Below are 13018 nucleotides of genomic sequence, written 5' to 3'. Positions count from 1 at the left end.
CAAATGAGTTTGCCGCTTGCCGCTAATCGAGGAAGCAGTTGTTCAACCTGATTTCCCCGTTTAAACGGCGCAGCTAATGCATTCCTCCACGGAAAGATGGTTCGTCCGGGTGTAATACAGCGACTTCAAGCCCTTCTTGGCCGCGTACAAATAATACCTGGCGAGTTCTCTTGTGCTCACATCGCTGTTGACATGAAGAATGGTTGAAATGCCTTGATCCACATGCTCGCTGATTTCGGCAATAAGGTCCATCACCTTGAACTGATCCATTTGATAGGCTGATTTATAGTAAAAGTAATTATCCGCCGCCATGTATGGCATCGGGTAGTAGGTCGTTGAGTTCGCATAGGTGCGCGTTTCAATTTGCTCCACGATCGGCATAACGCTTGAAGTGGCGTTCTGGATGTAGGAAATGCTCTGCGTAGGCGCGATGGCCAGCCGGTAGGCATGATATAAACCGTGCTGCTTCACCAGCTGCTTGAGGCTGCTCCAATCTGCAGGCGTTGGAATCGCAACTCCCTCGAACAGCCCTTTCACCTTGTCCGTCAGCGGACTGTAATCGGTATCTTCATATTTGGCGAAATAAGTGCCTTTGGCATACTCCGAGCGTTCAAAGTCCTGGAAGACCGTCCCCGTGTCTCGGGCTATCTGCATGCTCTTCTCGATGGAATAATAGTTCAGCATCATAAAGAAGGTCCGGGCAAAATCCTTCGCTTCGCCGCTGTCGTAAGCGATCCGGTTCTTGGCCAGATAGCCGTGAAGATTCATCGCTCCGAGCCCGACGGCATGAAGCTCGTTATTGGCTTTGGCAACGCCGGGCGCATTGGGTACACGCGACATATCGCTGACTGCTGTCAGGGCGGTCATGCCTTCATACACGGATTCCTTGATTTTCTTCTGCTCCATCACATTGACGATGTTAAGGGAAGCCAGATTGCAGCAGATATCGCGGCGGATCAGATCCGGCTGGCCGTAGTCGCCGATCTCCGATACCTCCTGGAGCTGAAAAATCTCCGTGCACAGGTTGGACATTTTCACAGTGCCGATATCCTTCAGCGCATGATTCTTGTTGGCATTGGATTTGTTCATTATATACGGATAGCCGGATTCCAGCTGGATTGTCGCAATTTTGACAAGCATGTCGCGCGCGCTCATGACCACTTTTTTCTTCACACGGTCGTCCGCAAGCAGCTGATCGTACATCTCATCCAGATCGATATCGTCCAGATGCTGGCCATAGGCCTGATAGACGGTGTGGGGCGCGAACACATGAAGAGGCTGGTTCTGCTCAGCCAGCGTGTAGAAGCGGTTCGGTACAATCAGCCCAATGGAAAGGGTCTTGATCCGGTTCTTCTCATCGGCGTTGATTTTCTTGCAATCCAGAAACTCCAGCACGTCCCAGCCGAAAATATTATAATAGGCCGCTCCCGAGCCCTTGCGCTGACCCATCTGATCCGCATAGGAGAATGCATCCTCCATCAGCTTCAGAATCGGCATAATCCCTTTGGCGGCGCCTTCAACCCCTTTGATTGACTCCCCGCGTCCCCGAAGCTTGGACAAGTTGACCGCAACGCCGCCGCCGATTTTGGACAGCTGCATGCAGGTTCCAAGGCCGTAGTTGATCGAATTAAGAGAATCGTCAACCTCCATTAGGAAGCAGGACACCAGCTCGCCCCGGCGGCTTTTGCCCGCATTAAGGAAAGTTGGCGTAGCCGGTTGAAGGCGCTGCTCCATCATGGAGCGGGTGAGCATTCTGGCGACTTCCGCGTTTCCCTGCGCAAGATGGAGCGCCGTAATACTGACCCGGTCCGGGTAATGCTCCAGATATTTGGATTGATCATTGGTCTTGAGCGCATAATCCGTATAGAATTTGGACGCCGCCATATAGGATTGAAATTCAAAGCCGTACTGCTGCGCTGTCTCATAGACAGATTCGATTTCTTCCAAGGTGTAGCGGTCATAGACATTCTCGTAATAATCGTTGGCGATCATATAATCGATTTTTTGCTTCGTGCCGGAGAACGTCTCGCTCCTGCTGTGAACATCGTCCATAAACTCGGCAACAGCCTCATGATCCTTCTCCAGCTTGAAAAAGCCGTCTTCATTTCTTTGCATCAATTGATTATTCAGTTCAATGTACCGCAAACATGCTCACCGCTCTCCGAAAATATTCAACATCCGTTGACGTACCTGACAGCTCAAATTTGCTGATGACCGGGACAGCGAATAACTGGGCGATCCGGTCTGCGCTTTTGGCGAATCCTTCTCCCCAATTCCGGTTGCCGCTCGCAGAAACACCTTTCAGATAACTGTAATTATTTTGCAAAAATTCCAGTACCCTATCCGGTACCTGACCAAATCCTGTTGTATAGGTTACGAGCACGAACGGCTCCCGTATCGCTGAGCTTCCTTCGATTCGTACCGCCCTCATCGCTAACTTGTCTATGAATCTGCCGACATTGCCCGTGCGTGAATCATAAGCAATCAACAAATGCGCCAACTCCTGACCTGAGGAATTTCCAATTTTTCTTTTCAGCAACTTCATCTATATATAGTTGGTAAGATTGAATATATATCAATATATTGTGTATGTCAATGAGTCTCCAGGTAATATTCAACTGATTCATCCAGGCTTTCATACGACAAAAAACCCCTGAACCGTTACGTTCAGGGGGCTGCAGGGGATTTTCCGTTTCTACTAAATAAAATTATTTCATGACAGGCAGCTTCTTCATGATGAGCATTGCCGCCTCTGCCAGGCCTGCGTAATCGGCAGCTTCAGAATTGTGTCGGCGGTTTGCCGTTCATGAGTCTTTTTTCCAGCTCTGTTCCAGTTAAAAACCTCCAAACCCACATGAGAAATGGATCTGGAGGCTGTGTATGGCGTTTATTGCGCTTTGATTTTATCGAAATATTTGGTCTGCGCATCCTTGGCGGCGGCATCGAGCTGCGCCTTCAAGTCTGTACCCTTCTTGGAGAATACCTCTTGAATGACATTGGTCATCGTTCCGTAATATTCCTGCGTATTGTACTGCGCTTCCGGCAGACCATCAAGCAATTTATTTGACTCCTCATTATATTTATACACATTGTCGTGTTTGTCGAAAATTGCTTGCACCTTCTTACCATAGTCCGAGTCGGCGCCAAAATAGTTCATTTGCGGCGGTATGAAGAACTTGCCTTCTGTTTTACGCGCTTGAATGTCGGTTTCAAGCGATTTGAGCCAGTCATCGGAGAAATAATCAAAGGTAATGTAGCGGAACGCCATCTCCTGCTCGTCTTTGGTCGCATTCGGGTTGATGACCAGATAGTCGCCGCCCAGAATCCCGTAATGCTTGCCGCCCGCTTCTGCTGCCGGCATCGGATAAGTGAGCACATCCTCCTGCTTCATGTTCCCTTGATTCAAGGCCTGCTCAATCGGTCCTTCTGCTCCTGCAATAACCATTGCCGTGCGCCCTTGTGCAAAAGCCCCTACAGCATCGCCCCAGCCCAGTGCCCAGTCCTGCGGAATGGCATTGGCTTCCCAGCGGAGCTTGTTATAGAACTCCAGCGCTTTTAAGCCCGCTTCGGAGTTAAACGCCGCTGTTACTTTGCCGTCTGCAATCGTTTGGATCTCGCCGCCCGCCTCGAACAGGAAATTCGTCCAGTTCCAGCCGGCCTCATTGCCTTTGCCCATCGGCGCGATGCCGGAGATGCCTTTCTTCGTATCGGATGCCGCCTTGGCCGTGCTGAGCATATCGTCCCATGTCCAGTCATAGGAAGGAACGGCCACGCCCTTGTCATCCAGCAGCTTTTTGTTAATAACGGTGCTGGTCACATACCCTTTTTGAGTAACGCCGTACACTTTGCCGTCAATCAGGAATTGATTTTGCAGGATCGGATTGATTTGATCCTTGAATTCATAATTATTCCACAGCTCCGTAATATCAGCAGCCCAGCCGCGCTCGACGAGGAATTTTGCTTCCGTCGCGAAGGTATTGAAGAAGGTAGGCGCTTCGTTGGCCGCCATTTTGATGCCGATCTCATCGGTGCTGTAATGCCAGTCGCTTTTCTCAACGGTTACATTCGGATATTTCTCGGTGAAACGCTTGATCTTGTCGTCTTCAAGCTTCCGGTTCTCCACCTGGTCAGGCAGCGGGTAGTAGACGCTGATCGTGATTTTCTTCGTCGAGATGTCCTCTTCTGCCGGCGGCGTATTATTGGCTGCTGCGCCGTTGTCATTGGCAGCTGCCGGCGGGTCCTCAGCCGGTGTGTTAGCCGGCGCATTGGCGGCCGTGTCGTTGTTCTTGCTGTTGTCCGTGCCGCCGCAGGCAGCCAGCAGCGCACTGAAAACCATCATACATACAAGGATAAGACTTAACTTGCGCATTGAAGCTCCCCTTCTTCCGCATAAATTTTATTTGAAATAGAAGAAAGTATACCGTGGCCTATACTCTGCTTCTATTTCACCGGAATGAAACGAGCCCCGCCTTCATAAGGACGGCGTCATCCGTTTCACCTTGACCTTATAGAATTTATAAGCTTCACGCCTATAATTTCCTATAAGGCTTGAGGGAAGAAACTAACTTTGCCGCCAAAGGATGGCGAAGTTAGTTTCTTCTTACCTCTTAATCTTAATGGAGGCGGCTTCATACTGACGATGTGTATTCCTATTCTCATCGTGTGCAGCTTTACGCTCTCGCCATACTATCCCTTGATGCCGCCCAGCTGCAGGCCGCGCATTATAAAACGCTGGAAAGTGAGAAATACAACCATCGGCGGCAGCATAATCATCGCCAGTATCGCGAATTTGATATTCAAATCCAGTCTCTTCGCATTAATGACATATTTGTATATGGCCGTCGCCAGCGGGCGCGTCTGATCGCTGTGCATGACAAGCGAAGGCCAGAACCAGTCGTTCCAGGCATTGGAGAACACGAAGATCGCCAGCGTCGAGAAGATCGGAACCGACAGCGGCAGCGCGATCCGCAGGAAGCATTTGACCTCCGATGCGCCGTCTATCCTTGCCGCTTCGAACATTTCCATCGAGATGCTGTCGAAGAAGCTCTTGAGCAGCAGCAGATAGAAGGCATTGGCCCCCGCTGGCAGCCAGAAAGCGAAGAAGGTATTAATCAGCCCCAAATCCTTCAGATTCAGAAAATTCGGGATGATATAAGTCGTCGGGGGAATGAACAAGGTAATCAGGAAGAAAAATGTAATCCCGCGCTGATAGGGCACGTTCAGCCTCGACAGGCTGAATGACGCCAAGCCGAGAATCAGCACGGTAACAATCATATTTCCGGCGAAAATCGCCATTGTATTCCGCAGGAATATCGGCAGATCGATAAAATCCCAGGCTTTCTGGAAATTGCCCCAGCTGTACTTCTCAGGCAGGAAATGCGGGGGAAAGGCATAGACCTCTTCATTGCTCTTGAGCGCATTAAAGAAAGTCACGGCGATCGGGTACAGCATACTGAACACCATTATGAGAATGACGAGAATCATAAGACCGTAGTAGATTTTGTTCGATGTTTTCTTCAAGTCATAGACGGATAGAATGCCGCGGTCATAGCTCTTCATGGCTAGTTGCCCTCCCTGCGCTGAAATCGGTATTGAACGACCGCAAGGCTGCTAAGAGCAAGGAACATGAGCACGCCCAATGCGGCAGCCACCCCGTAATCCAGCCTGGTTGTGGCATACTTTACAATAAGCAGCGCATAGGTGAGCGTTGCGTTGTTAGGTCCGCCGTCCAGCATGGCAAGCTGGGATTGCAGCCCCTGCGAGGTCGCGATCAGCTGCAGAATCAGCATCAGGACGATCAGATTGCGGATAGAGGGCAGCGTAATATAGCGAATCCGGTTCCATACCCCGGCTCCGTCAATTTCAGCCGCTTCGTACCAGTCGCGCGGAATGCTGAGCACCGCCGCCAGATAAATCAGCATGGCTGAGCCGAACTGCTGCCACGACTCCATAATAACGAGAGAGATCATCGACCATCTGGTATCGGTCAGGAAGGCGATCTGGTCCGCCCCCGCCTGGGAAAGCGTCGCATTGATCGGCCCAACCGGATCATAGAACCAGCGCCATAATCCATAGAGCACGACAACAGGAAGAACGTTGGGCAGATAGGCCGCAACGCGCGCAAACCCCTGAAACTTCTTCAGCTCCGATATCGCGATGGCAAACAGGATCGGAATCCAGTAGCCGATCAGAAGCCCCAGGAGCATATAGTAAAGCGTATTTTTGACGGCCTTCCCTACATCCGGATTTTGAAAGACGGTCTTATAGTTTGCAAGTCCGATAAACTCCGTGCCATTCACAAAATCAACATGCTGAAAGCTGTAAACGAACCCTTTTATAATCGGCATCCACAGAAAAGCGATGAATATAAGCGCCGCCGGTAAAATAAAAAGGTAGCCCCACATATTTTTGCGCAGCAATTTGTAGATTCCGGATTTATGGACACCCTGTGGGCCGTCCGCCTGTATGGGCACCGTTGTTTGATTCATCCTAGTCTCCCTCATTCCTTCTCTATGCGTGATAATTTAAATTGTAATGAAGGAGAGCAGGACTGAACATGTGCAGTTCTATCTGAATGATAGGCGATTTTACTTCTTCAGCTCACTTGGGCTCATGCCGAAATATTTCTTGAATATTTTGCTGAAATGCTCCGGCGATTCGTAGCCCACCTGCTCGGATATTTCATAGCGGCGCAAATCCGTTGTGGTCAGCAGCCTGCGGCTTTCTTCCATCCGGAGCTTGATTACATATTCCCAGAGATTGAATCCGGTTTTCTTCTTGAACAAATAGCTCAAATAATTGGGGCTGACGTGATTCCTCTGGGCCACCTCATGCAGCGTGAGCCCCTTCTGTGCATAGTTATGGTCAATATAGCTCTTGGCCCGGTCCACGATGACATTATTCTGGGCATTAAGCTCATCCGCTGTCGGTTCCTGCGCGGCATACCGGCTCCAATCGAAATCCCCATAATAAAACACATAATGATCCGGATGATCCGCATGCCGCAGCAGCGCCCTGCGGGCCTGCTCCTTAAGCGTAGTCAAAAATTCCGTTCCCTTGAGAATCTGACTGATTCCGACCACACAGGAAAGACGCAAATACTTGTGAAGATTGAAATGCAGGCTTCGTCCGATCATATCGAGCTGATTGATTTTATCGACATTAATTTCTTCTGCTTTCTTCCCGTCCCATTGAATCATCACCGTAACTTCCTGATCGTCCGAAGAGAAGATCACATGATTCCATTCCTCTCCCATCAGTTCATTGATGATGTTAAGAGCGGCATACTGAAGCAGCTCGCTGTCCTTGGGCAATAATTGCTGCTTTCTAATCCCGGAGGGCAGATTCAGGCTAACGATAATGATTGAATAATGAGGCCCGTACAGGGAGATGCCGTAACGCTGCGCAAGCGCATCAAGGATCGCCTGCTGATCGCCGGCTCCCCCCAGCAGCTGCCCCAGCAGTCCATCTTTCTCCGGTGCCGGCTCCTCCATACGGAACTGCTCGCGAAGCTCGGACATGACGGCTTCCGAGGCTGCAGCGGGCTTGTTCATCTTCAGCAGCACATTGCGGACGGAGTCCAGAAACTGCTCGCTGTTCAGCGGCTTGATCAGATAGTCCTTTGCCCCCAGCTTTATAGCCATTTGGGCATATTGGAACGTTTCATGGGCGGATACAATAATCGTCTGCACCCATGGCTTGATCAGCTTGGCCTCGTGCATCAGCTCGATTCCGTTCATCGCGCCCATCTGGATATCCGTAACCAGCAGATCAATTTCTTCCATCCGCAAATAGTCTAGCGCTTCATATGCGTTGTAAGCATTATAGATGTGGTCGATGCTAAGGCCTGATGCGGCTAATAAGCTGGTCAATCCCTTGCAGATCAATGGTTCATCATCGACGATTAATATGTTGTACATCATTTGCCCCCTTATTTGTTACACTGCCGCTTAGTTCTGTTGTCCTTCTTCGTAAGTTTTGGGAAACACGATGGTTACCGCTGTTCCCTCAATCTCCCTTCGCTGATAGTGCAGTCCATAAGGTCTCCCAAAATGAAGCTGAATGCGCTGGTGAATATTGCGTATGCCGTATCCCAAGGACGGCTGTGCCTCTTCCTCATTGAGCAGCCGGTCAATCACCTCATAGTTCACTTCCTTGTAGCCATTATCTTCAATCCGGATCATGACTGTGTTTCCCCGGTCGAATGTTGAAATCATAATTTCCCCGTCCTCTCCCATATTCTTGATGCCGTGAATAATGGCGTTCTCAATCAAAGGCTGAAGCGTAATCTTGGGAATGAGTACATCATGAATCCGCTCATCCAGGTTCCAGATGACCTGGAATTCATATTCATATCTCGGCTGCTGCAGTTTAATATAGGCGGCCGCATGCTCCAACTCCTCTTCCAGCCGGATAAGCTCCCTGCCGCGGCTGAGCCCGATTTTCATCAGCTTGGCGAGCTCCTTGACCATCTCCGCCGACTCGGTGCTGCCCTCGAGCGATATCTTCCAGTAAATGCTCTCCAGCGTATTGTAAAGCAGATGCGGATCGATCTGCTGATAGAGAATTTGCAGCTGTGTCTCCTTTTGCTTCAGCTCCATCTTGTATTTGTAATGGATGAACGTATTCAAGCGGCGCGCCATGTCGTACATGGAGGAAATAAGCACGCCCACCTCATCGTTTCTGCCCTTGCCAGGCGTCATCGGCACCAGCTTCCCCGGTTCGTAGGAACGGACGAATGTAGCGAGTTTCTGAAGCGGTGTCATGAAGGAACGCCAAAAATAAACCATGCCCATCAATACGAAAACGGTGTAAACAACCGTTATATACAAGATGACATGCTTGAGCTCGCTTTGCTGCTGCAGCAGGGAGCGGACCGGAATTTTATAAATCAGCTTCTGCTTAAGCGATTCATTCGTATTGACCACATAGATCAGATCGGAATCGATGAAGTTGGTGACTCCGCTCGTATCCGTTAATTTCGCATATTCGGGGGGCAGCAGGATTTCCTCGTTGATCAGGCCTTTTTCCGTTGAGGTCAGCACCTGATTATGGTCATCGGTAAAATAAATCTTCCCGTCCGGCAGGGATACCGAGTTCAGCGATTCGCCGATCTTCTTATCCATCTTGGTTACCACCAATACGCCGAGCAGATCATTTCTCTGATAAATACTGTTGACCGCCCTCACATAAGCCAGCGTCTTCTGCTTGTTGATTCCCACATAGGCGTCGATGACCTGCAGGGAGCCGCTTCCTTTGTTCAGCACGGCCTCTTCATACCAGTTGGGCTTGTTTGATGCGGACAGGAAATACACACCGCTTTGCGCCAGGGGCAGCTGCGCTGCGAAAGAGAAATCATTATTGGGGTCATACACATAAAAGTTGTAATAGATCGCTTCCCCGCCGTTCACACCCGTTGAATATCCGGCGAGCAGCTTTTCCATTTCGGTATATTTATTGAGCCGGTCATAACTGGACTCGTTCTGCTTTTGCGCAAACTTTTGGGTAATGGAGTTTTGAATGATCGAATAGGTCGTATTTTTCACCGAGTCGATGTCCCGGTTAATGAGGGCAAAATTTTGCTTATTCAGTTCAGTGTAAGCGTTTGTAACGTGACGCTTCAAAATTTGCTCCGCCCGCACATTCCCGTACCAGTGCAGCAGCAGGACGGGACTGACCATAACCAGCAATAACAGGAGCAGCTGCTGTTTGACACTTATTTTCGTGAGCGGATTTGTCATGCTGTTCCGGATGAGCTGCACACCTCCCAAGAAACCCTGTTACTTGTAACTATATCAGAATTGCCCAGCTGCAGTATGGCTATTTTTATCCATATTAAGGAGCAGATCTATGGACTTTACGGGCCCTTGGAATCAAAGCGGCTGACGTCTTCTATTTGTGCGGCAAGGCAGATTCAGCTCTCTGTTGCAAAAAAAAGTGAATTTTGACGAATCTAACCTTCTTTCAAGAATTCAGAAAGTTTGAATTTCATCAAACGCGCAAAAAATGCTAAAATGTTTATGAATGAAAAGAAAGGCGGAGAATAAATGGTACATGCATTCACCATCAGACCCGATATGTATAACGCCTTCGAAGACGAGGCCGAGCAAATTGAGAAGTGTAAAGAATGGGGCTTGTTATCCGAGAAAGCCACCAAATCAAAAGTGTTTTTCTATAAAAGCAATGGCATGAATCTGGCCTGCAGCATTGTCGGCTATGTCGATAAAATGACCGCGGTTATAGCATTCGAGAATGATCAGCAGCATTGCATCCATCCCGCGTACCTGAAGGAGATGCAGGCGTCGAACTACGGTCAGAAGCCTTCCGGCGCAGTGGAGGAATCGCCGGATTCTTTGATTGCGGAGATCGAAGTCCCGCAGGATGAGGCTGGACCTGTTCCGGACCCGCTGCCGGTGGAAAACATACAGGCGGAGCCGGAGGTCAGGAAAGCTCCTAAAGAGAAGACCAAAAAAGAAAAAGCCCCTAAACTTCAGCTCCCGGAAGAAAAGATCAAAATGATTGCGACCGTACAGGAATTTACTACAGTACCGAACCATTTCTCCGATACCGAGGATGAGGTTGTCATCTATGAGGCTGTATCCTTTGCCGAATCCGGGGAAGAAGTCGGCATGGCTTGGTCAAGCCACAGCGCTACGTTGAAAAAAAACGATTTGAAGGTCGGAGAAACAATCAACTTTGAAGGAAAAATAGTTGCGAAGAAGCTTACGAAACACCCCGTACCCTATAAAATCAACAATCCGGCTAAAATACAGAAAGCATAAAACTGACTGGCGGGCAGCTTCGGATTGGTACCCTTTGCAGCCTGGAGCATGTTTCTTTACCCGGAACTTTAGCAGTAAACCTTTATACATCCTTTAAGGTTCAAAAAGGCTGCCCGACTTCCCGGCAGCCTTCTAATGCACCCTTTTATTTAATCCACATCAAATGCCTGTCCACTTTTGAAGCGGACAGGCATTAATATCATTCAAAAGAATAGGTCCAGAAGCGTTCTATGCCAAAACGCTCTTCTATTTCTTTTTTCCCCAGTTTCTTGCTGCCCACTAATTCCGCGGCTTGAAACTGTGAGCGATGAGCCTCAATGGATGCCATCTTTTGCTTCAAAAACGCTTTAACGTTATGGACAACATCCGGCTGCCCCAGTACTTCTATGGTATTTTTGGAAAAGGCCATGGCATGGACAACGGGACGCTCATTTGGGGGCAGCTTAGCAATCGTACGAACCACAGCCGCTCCGCATGCATCATGATCCGGATGAACGCTGTAGCCCGGATAAAAGGTAATAACCAGCGAGGGGTGGAGCTCCTTCAGGAGACTGCCGATACTTCCGTCCAAATCCTCCTGATCCTCGAACTCAATCATTTTATCATGAAAGCCCAGCATTCTCAGATCCTGTATCCCGATTGCCGCACAAGATGCCGCAAGCTCCTTCTTACGGATAACCGGCAGTGTCACCCGGTTAGCAAATGGCGGTATCCCCATATTTCTGCCCATTTCTCCCAGGGTCAAACAAGCGTAAGTAACTTCGTCTCCGCCTTGCAAATACTTGGCAGCGGTTCCTGCAACCCCGAAAGCCTCATCATCCGGATGCGGCAATATAATCAAAATATGCTGTCCCATTCAAATCCCCTCCTTTTCTCTCCTTAGAAAGGCGTTCTGCTGAGCTGCAGAGCCACAATCAGCTTGCCTTGACCATCATGCCCGGCAAGAATCAACCTCTCTGTATCTGTCTCGTCCCAATGCGTGAGCCCTTCTGAATAGATCCAACCGTTCTCCGTTTTCAAACCAACCCGGTAATAGGGCCCTTCTCCGGCGATTGAGCCTTGTGAATATTGAATGCTGGCGTTCGAAATAAAGGTGGCTGCCGGATGCTTGTTGCTGTCCAAATGAGCAGCATACGCTCCCGATGTCATTTCAAGATGAACATAAAGCGCCTGATCTTTCAAAATATCTATCCTCTGTTGGACGTTGATCTGATTAATGAGCTGCATCTTACCCTCCATCTGCCACCATAGTTGTTGTGTTGTTCCACTATCATACGCCTTCTACATATAAAAATAAAATGGACAATCCTCCGGGCATCAATAAGTTAGAAAAACTTTGAAGCCGTATTCCACAGTTCCCCGAGCTATTCCCATGAAACATATACTGAAATCATGCGTATATATGAACCAGGGGTTGATACGATGATCTTTTTTGCGTTTATCATTATTGCGGTTGCCATCGTGAATATTATTTATCCCAGCTTTAGTTGGCATTTAAGATATGGCTGGATGGTCAAGGGTGATTCCGAGCCGAGCGATGCCTATCTAATAATGAGCAGAATCAGCAGCGTTATCGTTCTGATTGTATTTCTTATTGTCGGAATCCCTTTTTTGTTCTAAAACAAGTATTCCTAATTCAGGCAGTGAGGAGATACATATGATTAAACAGTTCATGTTTCCAATGATTGCAATGGCGTTAGTTATCGCCGGAATCCTGTTCATGCTTCAGAATTATAAATCAATAGGCGCAGTCTTAATGATTGTAGGCATTTGTTTTAATGTTGTCGGAATGATTATACGAAATCGAAGAGCAAAAGGCGGATAACCAACCTTTTTATACAGCCTAACAGCTGGTTATATATCCAAGTCCGCGAATATCTTCAGACCCTCTTCACCAAGAGGTGATGATGCTGCAACAACGAAACCATTTTCCGCTATCTATTAAGGTATCAAGATTCCCACCTCGGATAAAACTCATTCATCCGAGGTATCTTTTTATTTGTTATCAATGAAAACAAAAAAACCCACAAAAGTGAGTTCAGTTAACTCCGTATAAGCATTACACCCTGAAAACTGGATAGGAAATGGACAAGTATATTCTTTAGCTGTTGTTGGATAAATCATGATAGGATAAGCCCTCGACCGATTAGTATTCGTCAGCTGCACATCTTGCGATGCTTCCACCTCGAACCTATCAACCTGGTCGTCTACCAGGGGTCTTACGAATTGGGAAATCT

11 protein-coding genes and 1 rRNA gene are annotated in these 13018 nt (G+C 48.6%); 2 read left to right on the top strand and 10 right to left on the bottom strand.

All coding sequences use genetic code 11. The annotated features are described in order from the left end of the window. Window positions 1-60: 60 nt before the first annotated feature. From nrdE to AC0YNV_RS32520, 7 genes are all read right to left on the bottom strand, one after another. Complete coding sequence (nrdE, locus tag AC0YNV_RS32550) at window positions 61-2145, bottom strand: class 1b ribonucleoside-diphosphate reductase subunit alpha (protein WP_475771757.1); 2085 nt, start codon at window positions 2143-2145, stop codon at window positions 61-63. After that, complete coding sequence (nrdI, locus tag AC0YNV_RS32545) at window positions 2132-2491, bottom strand: class Ib ribonucleoside-diphosphate reductase assembly flavoprotein NrdI (RefSeq protein WP_210047124.1); 360 nt, start codon at window positions 2489-2491, stop codon at window positions 2132-2134. The genes nrdE and nrdI overlap by 14 nt, the downstream gene beginning before the upstream one ends. Window positions 2492-2887: 396 nt before the next feature. Then, the gene (locus AC0YNV_RS32540; RefSeq protein WP_475771756.1) at window positions 2888-4369 is read right to left on the bottom strand and encodes an ABC transporter substrate-binding protein; all 1482 of its coding nucleotides are present in this window, start codon (window positions 4367-4369) and stop codon (window positions 2888-2890) included. Between the two features lie 317 nt (window positions 4370-4686). Beyond that, window positions 4687-5559, bottom strand: a complete 873-nt coding sequence (locus AC0YNV_RS32535) for a carbohydrate ABC transporter permease (protein WP_475771755.1) — start codon at window positions 5557-5559, stop codon at window positions 4687-4689. Window positions 5560-5561: 2 nt separating this feature from the next. Next, a complete protein-coding gene (locus AC0YNV_RS32530; RefSeq protein WP_475771754.1) occupies window positions 5562-6488 on the bottom strand; it encodes a carbohydrate ABC transporter permease in 927 nt (308 codons plus the stop codon). Between the two features lie 99 nt (window positions 6489-6587). After that, window positions 6588-7919, bottom strand: coding sequence for a response regulator transcription factor (locus tag AC0YNV_RS32525; protein ID WP_210047134.1), 1332 nt, complete (start codon window positions 7917-7919; stop codon window positions 6588-6590). 30 nt (window positions 7920-7949) lie between these two features. Further along, window positions 7950-9761: a sensor histidine kinase gene (locus AC0YNV_RS32520; protein ID WP_475771753.1), complete on the bottom strand. Its 1812-nt coding sequence runs from the start codon at window positions 9759-9761 to the stop codon at window positions 7950-7952. Between the two features lie 285 nt (window positions 9762-10046). Here AC0YNV_RS32520 and AC0YNV_RS32515 point away from each other — a divergent pair, with 285 nt between their 5' ends. Beyond that, window positions 10047-10781 (top strand): hypothetical protein, encoded by a 735-nt coding sequence (locus AC0YNV_RS32515; protein WP_475771752.1) that lies wholly within the window; start codon window positions 10047-10049, stop codon window positions 10779-10781. Window positions 10782-10980: 199 nt separating this feature from the next. Here AC0YNV_RS32515 and bshB2 read toward each other — a convergent pair whose 3' ends face one another. Together bshB2 and AC0YNV_RS32505 are read right to left on the bottom strand one after the other, a co-directional pair. Further along, on the bottom strand, window positions 10981-11637 hold the full coding sequence (bshB2, locus tag AC0YNV_RS32510; RefSeq protein WP_475771751.1) for a bacillithiol biosynthesis deacetylase BshB2: 657 nt from the start codon (window positions 11635-11637) through the stop codon (window positions 10981-10983). A gap of 23 nt (window positions 11638-11660) precedes the next feature. Continuing rightward, window positions 11661-12008: a YojF family protein gene (locus AC0YNV_RS32505; protein ID WP_475771750.1), complete on the bottom strand. Its 348-nt coding sequence runs from the start codon at window positions 12006-12008 to the stop codon at window positions 11661-11663. 195 nt (window positions 12009-12203) lie between these two features. Here AC0YNV_RS32505 and AC0YNV_RS32500 point away from each other — a divergent pair, with 195 nt between their 5' ends. Beyond that, window positions 12204-12401 (top strand): DUF6199 family natural product biosynthesis protein, encoded by a 198-nt coding sequence (locus tag AC0YNV_RS32500; protein ID WP_475771749.1) that lies wholly within the window; start codon window positions 12204-12206, stop codon window positions 12399-12401. A gap of 506 nt (window positions 12402-12907) precedes the next feature. On the opposite strand, the gene AC0YNV_RS32495 is transcribed toward AC0YNV_RS32500, so the two are convergent. Then, a 23S ribosomal RNA gene (locus AC0YNV_RS32495) occupies window positions 12908-13018 on the bottom strand; the annotation flags it as partial.

This window comes from Paenibacillus sp. JT31N11 (genome assembly GCF_056269285.1).
This window is presented reverse-complemented; position numbering and strand designations above follow the sequence as displayed.